This window comes from Flavobacterium sp. IB48 (assembly GCF_016405855.1).
Taxonomy (GTDB): domain Bacteria; phylum Bacteroidota; class Bacteroidia; order Flavobacteriales; family Flavobacteriaceae; genus Flavobacterium; species Flavobacterium ginsengisoli.
This window is the reverse complement of the sequence record NZ_JAEFCA010000002.1, coordinates 453,097-470,887: the sequence shown is the minus strand read 5'-3', so window position 1 is coordinate 470,887 and position 17,791 is coordinate 453,097. Positions and strand designations below refer to the sequence as shown.

At 34.2% G+C, this 17,791-nt stretch carries 16 protein-coding genes; 9 read left to right on the top strand and 7 right to left on the bottom strand.

Annotated elements, in window-relative coordinates; translation table 11 throughout:
• The first annotated feature begins 25 nt into the window (after nt 1-25).
• From JC605_RS09150 to JC605_RS09140, 3 genes are all read left to right on the top strand, one after another.
• Complete coding sequence (locus JC605_RS09150; protein WP_198855879.1) at nt 26-3,181, top strand: efflux RND transporter permease subunit; 3,156 nt, start codon at nt 26-28, stop codon at nt 3,179-3,181.
• A 2-nt stretch (nt 3,182-3,183) separates the two neighbouring features.
• On the top strand, nt 3,184-4,593 hold the full coding sequence (locus JC605_RS09145) for an efflux transporter outer membrane subunit (RefSeq protein ID WP_198855878.1): 1,410 nt from the start codon (nt 3,184-3,186) through the stop codon (nt 4,591-4,593).
• Nucleotides 4,594-4,673: 80 nt separating this feature from the next.
• A complete protein-coding gene (locus JC605_RS09140; RefSeq protein WP_198855877.1) occupies nt 4,674-5,456 on the top strand; it encodes a hypothetical protein in 783 nt (260 codons plus the stop codon).
• Nucleotides 5,457-5,611: 155 nt separating this feature from the next.
• Here the strand turns inward: JC605_RS09140 and JC605_RS09135 are convergent, their stop codons facing one another.
• The 7 genes from JC605_RS09135 to JC605_RS09105 form a co-directional block, all read right to left on the bottom strand.
• Nucleotides 5,612-6,550, bottom strand: coding sequence for a ring-cleaving dioxygenase (locus tag JC605_RS09135; RefSeq protein ID WP_198855876.1), 939 nt, complete (start codon nt 6,548-6,550; stop codon nt 5,612-5,614).
• Nucleotides 6,551-6,830: 280 nt separating this feature from the next.
• Nucleotides 6,831-7,181, bottom strand: a complete 351-nt coding sequence (locus JC605_RS09130; protein WP_198855875.1) for a hypothetical protein — start codon at nt 7,179-7,181, stop codon at nt 6,831-6,833.
• The gene (locus JC605_RS09125; protein ID WP_198855874.1) at nt 7,181-7,801 is read right to left on the bottom strand and encodes an alpha/beta hydrolase; all 621 of its coding nucleotides are present in this window, start codon (nt 7,799-7,801) and stop codon (nt 7,181-7,183) included. The genes JC605_RS09130 and JC605_RS09125 overlap by 1 nt, the downstream gene beginning before the upstream one ends.
• Nucleotides 7,802-8,028: 227 nt before the next feature.
• Nucleotides 8,029-8,319 carry a GNAT family N-acetyltransferase gene (locus JC605_RS09120; RefSeq protein WP_198855873.1) on the bottom strand — a complete coding sequence of 97 codons (291 nt, stop codon included), beginning with the start codon at nt 8,317-8,319 and terminating at the stop codon, nt 8,029-8,031.
• A 108-nt stretch (nt 8,320-8,427) separates the two neighbouring features.
• Nucleotides 8,428-9,243 (bottom strand): alpha/beta fold hydrolase, encoded by an 816-nt coding sequence (locus JC605_RS09115; RefSeq protein ID WP_198855872.1) that lies wholly within the window; start codon nt 9,241-9,243, stop codon nt 8,428-8,430.
• A 325-nt stretch (nt 9,244-9,568) separates the two neighbouring features.
• Nucleotides 9,569-10,198, bottom strand: a complete 630-nt coding sequence (locus JC605_RS09110) for a hypothetical protein (protein WP_198855871.1) — start codon at nt 10,196-10,198, stop codon at nt 9,569-9,571.
• A gap of 3 nt (nt 10,199-10,201) precedes the next feature.
• Complete coding sequence (locus JC605_RS09105; RefSeq protein WP_198855870.1) at nt 10,202-11,185, bottom strand: hypothetical protein; 984 nt, start codon at nt 11,183-11,185, stop codon at nt 10,202-10,204.
• Between the two features lie 245 nt (nt 11,186-11,430).
• Here JC605_RS09105 and JC605_RS09100 point away from each other — a divergent pair, with 245 nt between their 5' ends.
• From JC605_RS09100 to JC605_RS09075, 6 genes are all read left to right on the top strand, one after another.
• Nucleotides 11,431-11,808 carry a hypothetical protein gene (locus tag JC605_RS09100; RefSeq protein ID WP_233074072.1) on the top strand — a complete coding sequence of 126 codons (378 nt, stop codon included), beginning with the start codon at nt 11,431-11,433 and terminating at the stop codon, nt 11,806-11,808.
• A gap of 297 nt (nt 11,809-12,105) precedes the next feature.
• Entirely contained in the window at nt 12,106-13,029 is a 924-nt protein-coding gene (locus JC605_RS09095) for a hypothetical protein (RefSeq protein ID WP_198855868.1), read from the top strand.
• A gap of 4 nt (nt 13,030-13,033) precedes the next feature.
• Nucleotides 13,034-15,013: a TonB-dependent siderophore receptor gene (locus JC605_RS09090; protein WP_198855867.1), complete on the top strand. Its 1,980-nt coding sequence runs from the start codon at nt 13,034-13,036 to the stop codon at nt 15,011-15,013.
• A gap of 6 nt (nt 15,014-15,019) precedes the next feature.
• The gene (locus tag JC605_RS09085) at nt 15,020-15,388 is read left to right on the top strand and encodes a hypothetical protein (RefSeq protein WP_198855866.1); all 369 of its coding nucleotides are present in this window, start codon (nt 15,020-15,022) and stop codon (nt 15,386-15,388) included.
• A gap of 175 nt (nt 15,389-15,563) precedes the next feature.
• Nucleotides 15,564-16,430: an MbnP family protein gene (locus tag JC605_RS09080; RefSeq protein WP_198855865.1), complete on the top strand. Its 867-nt coding sequence runs from the start codon at nt 15,564-15,566 to the stop codon at nt 16,428-16,430.
• Nucleotides 16,431-16,632: 202 nt separating this feature from the next.
• Nucleotides 16,633-17,649: a cytochrome-c peroxidase gene (locus tag JC605_RS09075; protein ID WP_198855864.1), complete on the top strand. Its 1,017-nt coding sequence runs from the start codon at nt 16,633-16,635 to the stop codon at nt 17,647-17,649.
• The last annotated feature ends 142 nt before the right edge of the window (nt 17,650-17,791 follow it).

Here is a 17,791-nt window from a genome sequence, read left to right as displayed (position 1 = left end):
TTTCATTTAATAAAATAACATTTCCATGTTAAAGAAAATAATAGACAGGCCAGTATTGGCCACAGTTATCTCTATTGTACTGGTTATACTGGGGATCATAGGTCTTACCCGATTATCTGTAACGCGATTCCCAGATATTTCGCCGCCAACAGTTATGGTAAGCGGTTCTTATCCAGGAGGAAACAGTGAAACCGTTATTCGTTCGGTAGTAACACCTTTAGAAGAGCAGATTAACGGAGTAGAGAACATGCAGTACATTAAATCGACTGCAAGTAATGACGGATCTTTCTCTATCAGCGTAATTTTTAAACAAGGAGTAGATCCAGATCAAGCTGCGGTAAACGTTCAAAATAGAGTACAGCAAGCAACGCCAAAACTGCCTCAAGAAGTTATCCGAATGGGATTAACAACTTCGAAACAGCAAAATAGTATGATTGTTATTTTCAACTTATATACAGATGATAATAGCAAATACGACGAGTTGTTTCTTCAGAATTACGCCAATATCAACTTAGTTCCTCAAATGAAACGTGTTCCAGGTGTTGGACAAGTTCAGATTTTTGGACAGAAAGATTATTCGATGCGTGTTTGGTTGGATCCGCGTAAAATGGCAAACGCAGGTTTAGTGCCTTCAGATGTAACACAGGCCATTGCAGAACAAAGTTTAGAATCGGCTCCAGGTAAATTGGGAGAAGAATCTACAGCGGCTTTAGAATATGTAATTCGTTACAAAGGAAAAAAGAACAAACCAGAACAATATGAAAATATTGTAGTTAAAAATGTTGGCAGCAATGTTTTAAGATTGAAAGATGTAGCGAGAGTTGAATTTGGTTCTATTTCGTACAGTGGTGATAATAAATCGAATAGTAAAAATGCCGTTACGATGGCGATTTTGCAAACTTCGGGTTCAAACGCCAATGACATCGAAATCGGAATCAATAAAGAAGTAGAACGATTATCGAAATCTTTTCCGCCAGGTATTAAATACGTAAACGTAATGAGTACCAAAGAAAGACTAGACGAAGCAACAGGTCAGGTAAAATCGACTTTATTTGAAGCTTTCATTCTGGTATTTATTGTGGTGTTTATTTTCCTTCAGGACATTCGCTCGACGATTATTCCAGCTATTGCAGTTCCGGTTGCGATTGTAGGAACGTTTTTCTTCCTTTTGGTTTTCGGATTTACGATTAACATCTTGACGCTTTTTGCCTTGGTATTAGCGATCGGAATTGTAGTCGATGATGCCATTGTTGTTGTCGAAGCCGTTCACAGTAAAATGGAAGAAGATGAAGAAATTTCAGCCAAAGAAGCAACTCATGGTGCGATGGCAGAAATTACAGGAGCCGTAATTTCGATTACTTTGGTAATGTCGGCAGTATTTATTCCGATCGGATTTATGACGGGATCTTCAGGGATTTTCTATAAACAATTTGCTTATACATTGGCCATTGCGATTATCATTTCTGCTGTAAATGCCTTGACGCTTACGCCTGCATTATGTGCGCTTTTGCTAAAAAATCATGGAGGTAAACATGGTGATCATGAACATAAAACGAGTTTTAAAGATCGTTTTTTCGTCGGATTTAATACAAGTTTCGACAATTTAACGGGAAGATATATTAAAGGCGTTCGTTTCTTAATTGAAAGAAAATGGATTGCTGCAGGATTAGTAACAGGAATCACGGCAATTGCGGTTTACATGATGATGTCTACTCCAAAAAGTTTTGTGCCTTTAGAAGATGACGGTTTCATGGTTTATAGTTTGTCTATGCCCCCAGGAACAGCTCTTGATCGAACTACTGCTGTAATTGAAAAATTAGAGAAAGAATTGGCTCCAATAGAAGCGATTGATGTTAATACAAGCATTACAGGATTCAATATTTTGAGCAATAGTGCCAGCCCTGCTTATGGTTTAGGATTTATCAAATTGAAACCTAAGAAAGATAGAGGAGCGGTAAAAGATATTGAGGAAATCATGAATATCGTAAACGGAAAACTGGCTAAAATTAAAGAAGGTCAGATTATGGTTTTCAGAATGCCTCCTGTTGAAGGATTCGGGGTAACGAGTGGTGCTGAGATTGTATTGCAAGACAGAATGGCAAGAAGCCCGGAAACTTTAAAAGCAATGTCTGATAAAGTGATTGCAGAGATTATGAAACAGCCTGGAGTTCAATACGCATATACCACTTTTAGAGCCGATTATCCGCAATTGGAATTAGAAGTTGATGAAGATAAAGCACGTCAAATGGGCGTAAATATCAAGGAACTTTTAGGAAATATTCAGACGTATTTTGCAGGAGATCAATCAGCTGACTTTTCAAGATTTGGTAAGTTTTACAGAGTAAATGTAAAAGCTGATGGCATTTTTAGAATGGATGAAGATGCATTTAATGAAATTTTTGTGAGAAATGCTCAAATGCAAATGGTTCCAGTAAAATCGATTGTGAAATTCCATAAAGTTTACGGTCCAGAATCAGTGAATCGTTATAACCTTTATAATTCGGTAAATATTACAGCAATGGCTTTGCCTGGCTACAGTAACGGACAAATTATGGCTAATCTAGAGCAAGTTTTAGATAAACTTCCGTCTGATTACAGTTACGAATGGACTGGTTTAAGTTTGGAAGAAAAAGCTGGAGGAAGTCAAACTGTTGCCATCTTCGGATTGTGTCTCTTGTTTGTATTTTTCTTATTGGCAGCACAATACGAAAGTTATTTATTGCCACTTGCGGTATTGCTTTCTATCCCGACAGGAATCTTAGGAGCTTTTGCAGGAGTTAAAGCAGTTGGTTTAGACAACAATATTTACGTTCAGGTTGGATTAATCATGCTGGTCGGACTTCTTGCTAAAAACGCCATTTTGATTGTAGAATTTGCTTTGCAGAGACGTCTTGCAGGATTAACAATAATTGAAGCCGCAATTGAAGGTTCAAGATCAAGATTACGACCAATTATCATGACTTCGCTAGCTTTTATTGTAGGTATGATTCCGTTAATGTTTGCCTCTGGAGGAACTGCAGTTGGAAACAGATCGATCAGTGTGAGTGCGGCAGTAGGGATGTTTAGCGGTGTTGTTTTGGGAATTTTTGTGATTCCGTTGCTTTTCATTGTATTCCAATATTTACAAGAAAAAGTATCAAGGAAAAAGATCGCAACTCAAGTTCAAACGATAAAAGAATAAGAATGAAAACATTATATAAAATCGGAATGGTTTTACTTACCGGAGCGATCATGACATCGTGTGTGGTAGGGAAAAAATATTCTCGTACAGATTTACAAGCTCCAGAAAAATACCGCGATGAAATCGCGGTTACTGGAGACACAGTTTTGCTTCCGTGGAAAAACTATTATAAAGATCCTTTATTGATTGCTTTGATTGAAAAAGCGCTAGTAAAAAACAACGAAGTGATCATTGCAATGAAAAGCATGGAACAGCTCGACCTCAGTTATAAACAAGCCAAATTATCGTTATTACCTACACTAGATTTCGATGCTGGAGCGAGCCGTTCTTATCCTTCTAAAAATTCCCTAAACGGATCTTTGAGCCAGCAATTTATTGGTAAGGATTATATGGATGATTACAGTGCCAATCTGCGTCTTTCGTGGGAAGTAGATATTTGGGGAAAAGCAGCGATGCAAAAAAGAGATGCTAAAGCCGCTTATTTTGCTCAAAAAGAGAATCTTTCAGCATTAAAAACTCGAATTATTGTTCAAGTGGCGCAAGCTTATTACAATCTTTTAGGTTTAGATGAACAGCTTAAAATTGCAGAGAAAAACATCGAATTGAGTACCAATACTTTGAGCATGATGGAATTGCAATACAAATCGGGATCGATTAGTTCTTTGGCAGTAAATCAAACAGAAGCTCAAAAGAAAACGGCTGAATTATTAGTGCCTTTAGCGAAAGCAAATATCGCAGTGCAAGAAAACGCTTTACAGATTTTATGCGGAGAATATCCAGATAAGATTGAAAGAGCTGGAAACATTGATGCTGCTGAAGTTTCTGTAATTTTTCCAACAGGAATTCCGGCTTCGCTTTTGAGCAGAAGACCAGATGTAAAATCTAGCGAATACGCGGTTATGTCTGCCACTGCAAAAACAGGATTGGCAAAAGCAACCATGTATCCGACTTTAAGTTTGAATCCGTCTATTGGAGTAAATTCTTTTGAATTTGAAAATTGGTTTGATTTTCCAGGTTCAATCACCAAAACCATTGCAGCCAATTTAGCGCAACCTATTTTTAGAAAAAAAGCTTTAAGAACGGCTTATGAAGTGGCTGTTTTAGAACAAGAAAAAGCGGTTGTGCAATTTAAACAGTCTTTTATAACAGCAGTTGGCGAAGTAAACGATGCTATGTCAAGATTAAAATATGCTGACGAACGTATTGTTTTGGCAAAAGAGAAAGCAGAATCGTTAGAAAAAGCAACTTCAGATGCTGGTTTGCTTTATAAAAGCGGAATGGCTAATTATCTTGAAGTAATTGCAGCGCAAAACAGTTCGCTACAGAACGAACTAGATTTAGTAACAATAAAACTCGAAAAACTGAATGCAGCAATTAACCTGTACCGTGCTTTAGGCGGTGGAGTAGAGTAGTGCTTAATTTTCTTAATTCACCATTTCTGTAAGCAATTATGGAGGTGGTGAATTTTCTTTTGAATTGATTTTACTGATTTATGGACAAAATTATTTTTACCCGATCAGAACTTTACAGCTTGGTTTGGAAATTTCCAATACCGCAGATTGCAAAACATTATGAGGTTTCTAGTATGGGAATCAAAAATGCTTGCGAAAAATTGAATATTCCGCTCCCTAAAAGCCGACATTGGATTGGACCTGAATATAAAAGAAAGAATGTTCCTCAGTTACCAATTGATTTTAAAGGAAATAATGAGATTGCAATTTTAAAAAAGACATACGAAATGCAACTTCGAGTTCCTTCAAAATCGACGCCTTTACTCGATTTGGCTCAAAGCATAAAAGATGATGTTCATGCTCCGCTGAGCATTAGCGACAAGCTCGAAAATTCGTTGGAGATTATTACAGCAACAAAGGATTATTGGGAAAGCAGAGGCTTAAACGATAATATCAATCTGGAAAAATTAGAGATTTTGAATTTGAATGTTTCTAAAGAAAGTGCAAATCGCGCTTTACGGTTTATGAATGCTTTGATCAAACTCATTCACTATCGCGGACATGAATTTAAAAAAGGTCTTGATGGTTTGGATACAATTGTTTTTAAGAACGAAAGTGAAATAAAAATAGATTTAAGAGAAGCGCAAAAAAGAATAACCAAAACGGGTTTAAGAGAAACTTTTGGTTATGTTTTTACTGGCGATTTCATTTTTAGAATTTCAAGAGGATCAAACAAAAAAGAATGGCGTGAAGGAAAAATTTCTTTAGAAAATAATCTTGCATTAATTATGGCAAAGATTGAATTAATGGCTGCAGAAGATTAAAAATATCCAAGCGGATTAACATATTTTGAAAGGATTCTCTTTGCCATAAATACTTCCTTCTTCCGAAATATACAAAAAAAGAGGCTTTCTTTTGAGAAGCCTCTTTTTCAAATAGTTGTGTTGTGGTTTTCAAACAAACTGGTTTAGTTTTTAAATTAATTAATTTTAACCAAATGAGCTTCAATGGTAGCTCTTTGAGGTTCGTATTGAGCAGGAAGTTTTAAGTTCTGACCTAATTCTTCTAAGCTTTCGTCTACAGTAAATCCAGGATTGTCAGTTGCAATTTCGAACAAAACTCCGCCTGGTTCTCTAAAATAAAGAGAGTGAAAATATTGTCTGTCAATTTGTGGTGTAATCTGCAACCCGTATTCTTCTATTTTTTCTCTGAATTTCATTAAAATTTCGTCATTTTTTACACGAAAAGCAACGTGATGAACCGTTCCATTTGCATTTAAACCGCGTTTTTCTTCTGGTAATTCTACCAAGTCAACAATTGCAGCATTTTCTACAGCATCTGTTGCATAACGGTAACGGTTTACATCTTGATCGATCAATTTGTAACCAAATATTTCAGTTAAAACAGCAGCAGTTGGTTTAATGTTATTTAAAGTCAAAGTAATGTTATGAAAACCTTTTGTAGCTACATCAGCTTTTACTTCGTCAGTTTCCCAAGCTTTTCTGTTATCTTCCGTTTTAGATTCAATTAACTCTAATTTTAAACCATCTGGATCTAAGAAAGTCAAATATTTTTCTCCGAATTTTTCAGCTGGTTTATTGTAAATTACGTTGTATTGCTCGAAACGTTTCTGCCAGAAATCTAAACTTCCTTTTGGAACAGAATAACCAATTTCTGTAGCCATTCCAGAACCTTTTCTGCCTTGTTGAATTCCTGCTCCCCACGGGAAGAAAGTTAAAATAGTCCCTGCACTTCCAACTTCATCACCAAAGTAAAAATGGTAAGTTCCTGGATCATCAAAATTCACTGTTTTTTTGATGAATCTTAATCCTAAAACTTTTGAGTAAAAGTCAAAATTGCGTTTAGCGTCTCCTGCAATTGCAGTAATATGGTGTAATCCTAAAATTTTATTTTCCATGGTATTTTTATATTAAATAGTTGTTTGATTTTTCTTTTACAAATTTACGTCCGTTATCGCTGTTTATCGATTAAACTAGATTAAGAAAGAAGCGAGGACGATATTTTGTCATTTTTTTAAGTTCTTCCTTCGACGACAATGTTTTGTTAATTGCATAACACGAAAGTAAATGCAGTGTATAGAAATACATTCTGAAAAACAGTATATGCTGTTTTCAGACGTTGTTTTTTGCTGTGACCAATAACTGATCACAGCAAATTATATGAAATATTGATGAATTTTATATTTTGATAAATATTGATTTTCTAAGCTTAAATTCAATATTTTTTGTTTTATGTCCTTTCCCTGTAGTGTCTTCAACCAATAGAATTGAACCCGTGTTGAAAGTTCTTTTTTCTCCTAATGAAGTTTCTATTTCTACACCGCCATCTAGCAAAACAATATATTGGCGGTCTGGAGCATTATGAAAATCGTAATCGTAAGAAGGATTAACTTCTCTAAAAACGATAGATTTAACGGGTTCTTCATCAGATAAAAATCCGATATCGCCGTTGTTTTTTAACGGAACATCAAAGTCTTTAAAATGACTTTCTCCGTTTGCATCGCTATAAATGCGAGTTATCGTAATCATTACTTTTTATTGAAAACTAATGCATTAGCACAATTTATCTCATCCTGACTAATGGTATGTCCCATATTTGGATAGATTTTTTTTGTAACATCTGCGCCCATTTTCTCCATAAGCGTTTCAGTATCATTTACTCTTTCTACAGGAACGTGAAAATCAGGATCGCTTGTTCCGATAAAAACAGGCGTGTTTTCAAAATTTCCTGCATAATGGTTTTCATAGACTTTATCGCCAATTAATCCACCGGTAAAAGCAACGATTCCGCCGTATTTTGCAGCATTTCTTGTTGTAAATTCCAAAGCGAGACACGCTCCTTGTGAAAATCCTAAGAAATAAATATTTTCTTTTTCGATTCCGTTTTGCTGAATAGCGACCACAACTTGATGTATTGCTTCCAACGATTTTGAAAACGAAGGTTCATTTTCGTTTAGCGGCGCTAAAAACGAATACGGATACCAAGTTCTGTTTTCTGCTTCAGGCGCAATCAATGCAAAATCATCAACCTTAAGATGTTTTGCAATCGAAAGAATATCATGTGCGCTTGCACCACGTCCATGAATCATAATTAAAGCTTTTTTCGCTTCATTTAAAGGAACACCGTCTGTTAATATTTCTGTATTCATAGTGTTGTTTTTGTTTTTTTTATTATTGGTTTGACGAATGAGTGCTCCACACAGATTTACACAATCTTGTCATTTCGACGTAAGGAGAAATCTTCGCGAGAAGCTCGACAAAGATTGGATTTTCTGTACGGAGTTACTTGCGAAGATTTGCTTTGCCTGTTCGCTATCGCTCGGGTCTCCTTACGTCGAAATGACAAACTTTGGCGAGATACTTTGTTTAGAATTAATTACTTCTTCCAAATATCTTCGTATTCGTCTGGATGTCTTTTAAATTGCGCATGAACATACGGACAAAGTGGTAAAACTTTCAAATTATTGGCGCGAACATAAGAAACCATTTCTTCTAAAAGCTTCTTAGCATAACCTTTTCCTTCGCCCTCTGGCTCAACTCCCGTGTGGTAAACTGTCAGTAAATCAGGTTTAATGCTTATTGTCATTTCGCCTAATTTTTTACCATCTACATAAAGATTAAAAGCGCCATGTTTTTTTTCGTCCAATTCTAATTTTATTGTTTCCATATATTTTTTGATTCAATTTTTTGAGAGAAAATTATTTAGTTGAATTTAAGAAAATTAAACTGTCTATAAAAATAGTTCTACAGACAGTTTAATTAAATCTTTCTGTATTTATTTTATAAAGTCAAGAATATCATTGTTGATTGTTTCTGCTTCTGTAGTTGGCATACCGTGAGGGAAACCAGGATATGAAATCAATTTTCCGTTTTTCAACAATTTTGCTGCTCTAGGAGCTTGATTGTAAGGAACAATCTGGTCATCTTCTCCATGTAAAACCAAAACTGGAATATCTAAACTTTTTAAGTCTTCTGTAAAATCAGATTCAGAAAACGCTTTAATTCCTTCGTAATGAGATAAAACAGAACCCATCATTCCTTGACGCCACCAATTTTGTTTAATGCCTTCTTGAACAGTTTGTCCTTCGCGGTTCCAACCGTAGAACGGAATCGGAAAGTCGTAGAAATATTGCGCTCTATTAAATCCGGTTCCTTTTCTAATTTCGTCAAAAACCGACAATGGAACGCCTTCTGGATTAGATTCGTTTTGAATCATTATCGGAGTAACGGCACTAATAATTACCGCTTTTGAAATTCTCCCTTTTCCGTATTTTGCAGCATAGCGAATTACTTCACCACCACCAGTTGAATGCCCAACGTGAATGGCATCTTTTAAATCTAAAGCTTCAGTCAATTCAGCGATGTCTGATGCATAAGTTTCCATGTTGTTCCCCTCAGAGGCCTGACTAGAACGTCCATGTCCGCGGCGATCGTGTGCAATAACTCTGTAGCCTTTTTGAAGAAAAAACATCATTTGTGCATCCCAATCATCACTTGACAAAGGCCATCCGTGGTGAAAAACAATTGGTTGACCTTTTCCCCAATCTTTGTAATAAATCTGTGTTCCGTCTTTTACTGTAAATGTGCTCATAATTTTTTGATTTTAAGATTAATTTGTTTTATTATTTTAAGTTTAAATTTGATTATGGTTTAAAATTTAAACTTATAACTTGTTTTTTGTTTTATTTTGTTTGATTATGGTACAAATGTATTACAGAATAAAATCTGCATCTATTAATCTAGATTAAGAACTGAAAATTTTAAGTTGATAAGTAATGTTAAATTAATGATTTATTAGTGTAATTTATTGATTTTTAAGTTTTTATAAAGTTAAGTTTTTTAGTTTCTTTATTTGGAAAGAATTTAATTTTAGTATAAAAAAAATGCTAAACGTAATTGTTTAGCATTTGTGGCAGTTAATCTTGTTGGAATGATTTTAGACTTCCATCATCATTAAACTCTATCGAATAGCGTTCTCGGCTTCCGCTTATAGATGACGGGTACCATCTTAGTTTATTATTCCAAATAGAAATATAAACACTTGTCGTAGGTTGCGCGCCTTCAACTTCTTTTGTTTTTTCGTTATAAACCTGAGCTACTTTTGCTGCATTTATAAAACTGATTTTATTTAAAGAAACCAAACGTCCTTTAACATCATCACGAACAGAAAGCTGAACTGGTTTTGGTCCTGACCATTTTTCATCGTTAAATTCATAAATGTCTACATATTTTGGATTTTCTGGATGTTGCAGCATCGCATTTATTCTTCCATCATTATAAAAGTATAAGGTCGAGTAAATAAAGATTTCTTTTCCATTGTATTGAGGAAGATTTTTCAATTGTTCTTCTGCTTTTTTTAATATTTCGATATTAGTCAATAGATTAATTTCCTTTTTTTTACTTTGCAAAGGCGGTGGAGCGACATTTTCGGATTTTTTATTTACAATTGTATCATTAGGTTTTAAAGTTTCATCTATACTTTTTGAGATCTTTTCGCAGCTTAAAAATAAAGTGCAAAACAGCATCAAAATAACTATCTTTTTCATTTGCTATATTTTGTTTAAATCATTTGCAAAAGCAATTTGGTTTGGATTTTCGGGATTATAAAAAATATCAAGGAATTGTTTTTTGGTCATTTCTAAATCTAAAATTCCAATAACTTTTTTCAAACTATTTTGATGCACTAGATTTTTTGTGTCTTTATATTCTAACTCAAAACGCATCATTGGTTGTTCGTTAATATATGTTCCTGTTTGGCTTACATTGATTAATTTGGCCTGAGTTTTTATTCCTTTAAATTTGAGTGCAACCGAATTTTGATCTAAGCCAGTTAGTTTTTTAAATATAAATTGAACCAAAACGCGATAGAACAAAAGCACTAACGGAATTATTAATAACGGATGTCCAAAAGACATAAAACGCCACCCCATACCATGACTTTCGGTTTGATAGGAAAACAAATAATAGGCTACAACGATAAACGTAAAAAATAGCCAACCTAAAATTCTAATTGTTAAATTCCTGATGCTTAAAGTTGGAGTAGCAGATGAAATTACAAAATAAGGAGGTTTTTTCATGTACTTGTCTAGTAATAAACTGATCTGTTTTCCAGCTTCGAACCGTTTTTCATTGGGTTTGGTGTCCGTAATATTGGTTTTATGAATGATTTCGGTATTCGCAAGATTTTTAAAACACAGTTCGAGTTCGTAATTGTCAAATTTAGAATTGAATTTAGAAGCTTTCTTCGAACTAATTATTTCAGCTTCGCGACGTAATCCGTTTAATTTTATTTTCTCCAGATTATTTTTATTGACAAAAACCTGAAAGATCCATTTTTGGAAATAACCAATCAAAAGGATCAGCCAGAGAATTACAGACAATAAAACGATCCCTAAAGCCCAATAAGGATCTTTGGTTTTTAAATCGTTGATATCTAAATCGCTATTGATTGCATAATACAAAATCATTGGAAAAGGGATTGCAAAAAAGAGCATGTAGAGTACCCAAAAGGTAATGGCTAAGTTTTTTTTCATTCGCTGTAAATTGGGGTTATTTAGTAGCTATTTTAGAATTAAAATGTCATAAAAAAACGACAATACTCAAATTTAGATAAAATATGCAAAATATCAAGACTGTTTATGTTAAAGAATTTTTTTACGAAAACAAGAAATGATTCAGAAATAAAACAACCTCTTCTTTAAATGAAATAAAAATTGCATTTCGTTAAAATAAATACAAAATAGTATGTACTTTTGCCTGCAAACTATTGAACAAGCACTTGAAAAGGTTAATCATCATAGCACTTTCTATTTTAATTCTCTCGCCATCTTTTGGCAGCTTGTTCGTTTATGCTTCTTTTAAAATCAACCAGAAAGAAATTGCTAAAACTATTTGCGTTCAGCGTAAACAAGCATTTAACAGTTGTAATGGGCGATGCGAACTTCAAAAAAGCATTAAAAAATATTCTGATAATGAACGAAAAATGCAAGACAGCTTAAAAGATAAATTGGAGCTTGTTTACGTTCAAAATACTGCTGAAATCAATTTTAGCACAATTCCAGTTATCGAATCTAAAGATAACGCTTCAATTTTATTTGATAAGAAACCAATCGGAGCTTCTAATCTTACTTTTCACCCTCCTCTCTATAGAGTTTAGGGATCAATCTTTTTTTTAATTCCAATATTCTCGAATTCCAATTTTTTATAATTGAAATTTTGAATGTCTTATTGCTCGCTTACGCGGATTTTAAATCCAAATTTGAGTAACAAATCGCATAGTTTATTCTTTTAAAACGATATTGATCTTCTTTTGTAATTGAAGAGAATAACTGTATTCTAACTTCATTTACTTTCGCCATTTTCTTGGCTTTTCACTAGCATTTTGGATTTTTTGATATTCAAAAATTTATAGCTTAATGCTAAATTTCAAACATTTTTTTATAACATTCATCAAATGAAATCTTTTAATTTTTGGATAATCGCAGTATTATTTGCGGTTACTTCCTGTACAATTGACAAAACAGATTACGAAGCTGAAACAGGTTCTGAAGTTCCTGAAAACTTGGAATTTAAAGAAGCAACTTCGCTTACAAGCGGAAGCTATAAGGTTAGCATTGAAGCTTTAAACGGAACATTCTATAAAGGATATAATGAGCTTCATCTGAAAATTGTCAATACTCAAAACAGCCAAGAGTTAACGACAGCTGCCGTAACTTTTCTGCCAATTATGAGTAATGCTGACGGAAGCAAAAGTTCGTGTCCGCATCAGTATAATGTTGCATATGATTCTGCTAAAAAGTATTACAGCGGGTATTCTGTTTTTACAGGAGAAAGCTCTACTACAGCGAGTTGGAAATTGTACATCAGTTTTACGGCAGATGGCCAAAAATATGAAATCAATAAAGATGTTACTGTAGAAAAACAAAGCAATAAAAACTTAAATATGACTGCTTTTGCAGGAAGTGATGGAGAACAATATATAATTGCATTGATTTCGCCTCAAAAACCAACTGTTTCAGAAAATGCTTTGATTGCTGGTGTTTACAAATACGATAAACCAACGACTCCTGCAGGAACTTTTCCAGATCCATCTCAGTTTTCGTATTCTGAAGTTGTGGGATATACTTTAAAATTAGATCCGAGAATGCCAGAACCTTCTATGGGAAATCACTCTTCGCCAAATAATAAAGACTTGACGCAAGGAGACGACGGTTTGTATCACGGTGTTGTCAATTATACCATGACAGGAAACTGGACATTGAACTTAATTATGATGAACCAAAACGGATTAATTGTAAAAGGGACCATTGTTCCAACTGATCATACGCCAGGAGTAGAAGGCGTAAAAAGTGAACTTTATATTGATACTTTATTCTAAAAACATGAAATATATTATAATGCTGCTTTTCTTGGGATTTTCAGTTACAGCTCAAAATCAGCATGCACATCACGATAGCATAAAAAACTTAGAAGAAGTAACCGTAAAAAATGCAACGAAAAAGAAGATTGAAACAGAAATGAAAATGGCAGTTTCTGTTGATGAATTTTTGTCTTCGTCAGACAATATCAGTTTCATAAAACGTGGAGCTTATGCTTGGGAACCTTTATTGAATAATATGAGTACAGAACGTTCGACAGTTACAATTGACGGAATGCACGTTTTTGGCGCTTGCACTGATAAAATGGATCCAATTACGTCTTATGTAGAAAGTAATAATCTTGCTGCAGTAGATATTAAATCGGGTCAAGAAGGAAGTTTGCACGGAGCAACTGTTGCCGGAAGCATCGATTTAAAAAGAAAAAGTACGCCGTTTGGACTTCAAAAGAAATGGAACGGAGCATATCAAACTGGTTTTGAGTTTAATAACAAGCAGTTTTTCAATTTAGGAAATATCTCTTATTCGGGAACTAAGTTTGTGGCAGATGGAAGCATTTCGTACCGAACAGCAGATAATTACCACGACGGAAACAATGACGAAGTAAAGCATTCACAATACAATAAATTCAATACTTCGTTAGGTTTGGCATACAAAACCAGCGATTTGTCATCGGTTAGATTAGACGCGATTTTTGATGTGGCAAAAAATGTTGGTTATCCTGCTTTGCCAATGGATTTGTGGCTTTCTCGCGCTCTTATTACCTCCGCTTCTTATAAACAATTGTTTGAAGAAGGTTTGGTTAGAGTAGTAGATACAAAAGTATATTTTAATGCAATTGAGCATTATATGGACGATACAACTCGACCAGAAAATTTAGTTCACATGGACATGCCGGGTTGGAGCACAACTTACGGATTGGTTTCTAAAGCTAATTTGAAAAAGAATGATTACTCTTCTGAAATTCAGCTGAATGCTTACGATAATTTGTCTATTGCAGAAATGAGAATGTATCCGCAAGATCGAAGCGAAAGAACGATGTTTGCTTACAGCTGGCCTTGGGTTACGACTCGTTATGCTGGACTTTCTATGAATAATTCTTGGGATATTTCAGAAAAAAGTCAAGTGCATTTAGGTGGTTCTTTAGGAGTGAATTACAATTATTCTAAATACATAGAATTCAATTGGATTTTTCATCCTGGAGCGCCTCAAGAAAAAACGAGATTTCTGCCAAGTCTTAATGCCGCTTACAACTTAAATATTGATCAATTTAATTTTTCTGTCGGAACTGGTTACGGTCATAGAGCGCCTTCTGTTTCTGAGGGTTATGGCTATTATATCTATAATAGTTTTGACCGTTACGATTACATTGGAGATCCGAATTTGAAAAATGAAATTTCGTATGAAGGAAATGCAAGCGCAGGTTTTAAAACAGAAAAATTGAGCATTCAAGGAAAAATAAACTATTTCTATATTCAGAACTACATTATTGGTAAAATCTTAAGCATGGGAAGTCCGATGAATTATCAATCTGTTGGTGTAAAAGGATATACATCATTAGATTATGCAACGCTTTTGAATATGTCTGCTAATGTGAGCTACGATATTTTGGAACATTTGCATTGGAAAGGAACGTTGACTTACGCTCGCGGAATGGATAATAAAGGAGGAAATTTACCATTTATACGTCCGTTAAGCTATTTGACTTCGCTTAATTATATGTATAAAAATTTCGGAATTCAGACTTCTGTTAATGGCGATTTTGAGCAAATTAATTACAGTCCAGAATATGGAGAAGATTTAACGGCTGCTTATGCAATTTGGAATATTTCTGCTAATTATTCTTTTAAAATCAACAAAGTGCAAAGCACAATACAAGTTGGAGCTGAGAATTTATTAAATGCATATTACAGTACGTATGCCGATTGGGGTAATATTCCAAGAATGGGACGCAATTTTTTCACGTCTTTAAAATTGAATTTCTAAGAAAAAATGAAAAAAGTTTTTAGTATCACAATGACAATTCTGTTCCTGCTGGTTTCTTTCCAGCAGGCGCTTATCGTTGTGCACTTCAAACTGAATCAAAATGCGATTGAAAAAGAATTTTGTGTTAACAAAGCCAAGCCAGAATTGCAATGCCATGGTAAATGCCATTTGAAGAAAGAGCTTCAGGAAACGGAAAAAAATTCTGATTTGGAATTGAGAAGCATTAGCAAAAAGATTGATATTGCTTTAAACACAAATATACAGTTTCAGGTTTCGCTAATAAAAATTATAACATCCAAGAAAGTGCCAATTTATAAAGAATTGGATCTGCTAGAACCTTGCCTTGAAATTTTTGTACCGCCGCCTATTTTATAATCTTCCTTTTGATTAATAAAATAGCCATTTGGTTAAATTGAACTTTAACGCATAGTTTGCTATGTGAATTTAAATTAGCAAAACGTCTTTTTTTAGTTTAGAAAACTATGTTTCTATGTGTTGGAATAGTGTAACTCAATGGTTTAAAGACAGTACAAAAATTAAAATCATAAAAATGCAAAATTTTAAAAAATACCTTTTATTATCAGCAGCCGCTTTGGCTTTTGTTTCATGTTCAAATGATGACGATGCACCAGCAGCAAACAATTTAACATTCGAATTCAACAATACGTTTAAAGACAAAACAATTGTTTTAGGAGATGCAACTTCTGCGTCAGCAACAACAAATACTTCGGCGGCAGGACAAGTTCATCATTTTTCTGAAGTGAAATATGTGATTAGCAATATTCGTCTAATAAAAGATGACGGAAGCGAAGTGCCTTACAACGTAAATGATTTAGATAAAGGTGCAACAGTTATAGATCAGGCAAAAACGGCTTCATTAAGCTATGTTTTGAGCAATGTGCCATCTGCTTCATACAAACAGATTAAATTTGGTTTGGGTATTAAAACAGAGCAAAATACTCTAGACCAAACAAGATTCCCTAAATTTTACGCGGCGGCTGGAGCCAATGATACAGCAATGATGTGGGAATGGGGAACAGGATATCGTTTTACAAAAGTAGAAGGTTTTTATGATACTGATAATAAAACGATGTCTATTCACACAGGAAGCACTGTTGCCGGAACTGAAGGCGCTTATACACAAGGTGTAAATGCATATAGAGATATTACGTTAAGTCTTACTGTAAATGCAGTTGTAGGTAAAAATGCTCCAAAAATCAAAATTAAGGCTGATTTCGACAAATTATTGAGCGGAAAAATCAATACCATTACTTTATCTACAGGGACAGGAATGGGCGATAATGCTACTCCAAATGTTCATACTGCAGCGCAAATGGTAAAATTTGTGGATAATCTAGGGGGAAACGGTACAAACGATATTTCAGGAATGTTTTCTGTAACTAGTGTAGAAAACTAAGTTAACTCTTTGGTAGAAATCTTATTTAATCTGCTTAAATCTTTTAAAATCTGCGTGAAATACTTTTTAAGTATAGATTTTTTCACGCAGATTTAAAGAGGATTGAGGGAGATCTAGGCAGATTAAATCGAATCTATTGATTAAAAAAAAATTCAGAGCCGTCTGAAATTAAAAAGACGGCTTTATTTTAAAAATCATTAAAATGAAAAAAATAATCGGCTTCATCATAATCGTAATCTTTTTCACTTCTTGTAGCAGTAGTGATTCTGATGAGACTTATTTTGATAATCCTGAACTTTCATTGCATATTCCCACAGATTTTCCAGAAGTAAATAGCTATGTGAGTTTAAATAAACCTACAAAATATGGTGCTGAGTTGGGCGAAAAACTTTTCTCTGACAAAAGATTTAGTAAGGACAATACAATTTCTTGCTCAAGTTGTCATATTCAAGCAAATGCCTTTGCCGATCATAATGCGCAAGCTATTGGAATTGAGGGAAGAGTAGGGCTTAGAAATGCGCCACCGCTTCAGAATTTAATGTTTCTAAAGTTCTTTAATTGGGATGGAAGCCGACTGCAATTAGAAACACAGCCTTTGGTTCCGATTATTACCCATGAAGAAATGGATTCTTCGATTTTGGAAGTTATCGGAAAAATTAAAGATGATGCTTCTTATAAAGAGATGTTTAAAAAAACATTTGGAGATCAGGAAATTACAGCAGACAGAATTTACAAAAGTATTGCTCAGTTTGAGTATACTTTGATTTCTGCCAATAGCAAATATGATAAAGTAAAACGAAAAGAAAGTCAGTTTACAGAAAACGAAGCGGCGGGATATGCAACATTTCAGCAAAAATGCGCAAGTTGCCATAGCACCGAATTGTTTACAGACCAAAGTTTTAGAAATATTGGATTTCCGTTAAACACCGATTCTAATGAAGCAGGAAGAGGAAGAGTTACTGGAATTGCAACTGATTTTATGAGTTTCAGAGTTCCGTCTCTACGAAATGTAGAATATACAGCACCTTATGGAAGTTTTGGTCAGTTTGCAACCTTAAAATCAGTTTTGGATTATTTTGATAACGGAGTTTTGAATGCAGCCAATTTAGATCCTATTTTTAAAAATAATGGCAATAGAATTCCGCTTACAGAAGTAGAAAAAGAGAACCTTATTGCGTTTATGAAAACCTTGAGCGACAGAGAATTTACAGGAAATTAATGTGAAAAGACTTGATTTTACTGGTGTTTCGAGTTTCTTTTTAAGAAAAGGGAAAATGTTTATAATATGTTGATAAATAATGCGTTGCGGACTGTGTTAAAATCTTATTTCGATAGATTAAATGTTTTAAATTTATAACTGA

Coding starts and splice junctions, on each gene's coding strand:
- JC605_RS09125 (WP_198855874.1), bottom strand. CDS start 7,801: ATGAATACAGAAATATTAACAGACGGTGTTCCTTTAAATGAAGCGAAA.
- JC605_RS09130 (WP_198855875.1), bottom strand. CDS start 7,181: ATGATTACGATAACTCGCATTTATAGCGATGCAAACGGAGAAAGTCAT.
- JC605_RS09075 (WP_198855864.1), top strand. CDS start 16,633: ATGAAAAAAATAATCGGCTTCATCATAATCGTAATCTTTTTCACTTCT.
- JC605_RS09145 (WP_198855878.1), top strand. CDS start 3,184: ATGAAAACATTATATAAAATCGGAATGGTTTTACTTACCGGAGCGATC.
- JC605_RS09105 (WP_198855870.1), bottom strand. CDS start 11,185: ATGAAAAAAAACTTAGCCATTACCTTTTGGGTACTCTACATGCTCTTT.
- JC605_RS09135 (WP_198855876.1), bottom strand. CDS start 6,550: ATGGAAAATAAAATTTTAGGATTACACCATATTACTGCAATTGCAGGA.
- JC605_RS09150 (WP_198855879.1), top strand. CDS start 26: ATGTTAAAGAAAATAATAGACAGGCCAGTATTGGCCACAGTTATCTCT.
- JC605_RS09080 (WP_198855865.1), top strand. CDS start 15,564: ATGCAAAATTTTAAAAAATACCTTTTATTATCAGCAGCCGCTTTGGCT.
- JC605_RS09090 (WP_198855867.1), top strand. CDS start 13,034: ATGAAATATATTATAATGCTGCTTTTCTTGGGATTTTCAGTTACAGCT.
- JC605_RS09085 (WP_198855866.1), top strand. CDS start 15,020: ATGAAAAAAGTTTTTAGTATCACAATGACAATTCTGTTCCTGCTGGTT.
- JC605_RS09140 (WP_198855877.1), top strand. CDS start 4,674: ATGGACAAAATTATTTTTACCCGATCAGAACTTTACAGCTTGGTTTGG.
- JC605_RS09115 (WP_198855872.1), bottom strand. CDS start 9,243: ATGAGCACATTTACAGTAAAAGACGGAACACAGATTTATTACAAAGAT.
- JC605_RS09120 (WP_198855873.1), bottom strand. CDS start 8,319: ATGGAAACAATAAAATTAGAATTGGACGAAAAAAAACATGGCGCTTTT.
- JC605_RS09110 (WP_198855871.1), bottom strand. CDS start 10,198: ATGAAAAAGATAGTTATTTTGATGCTGTTTTGCACTTTATTTTTAAGC.
- JC605_RS09095 (WP_198855868.1), top strand. CDS start 12,106: ATGAAATCTTTTAATTTTTGGATAATCGCAGTATTATTTGCGGTTACT.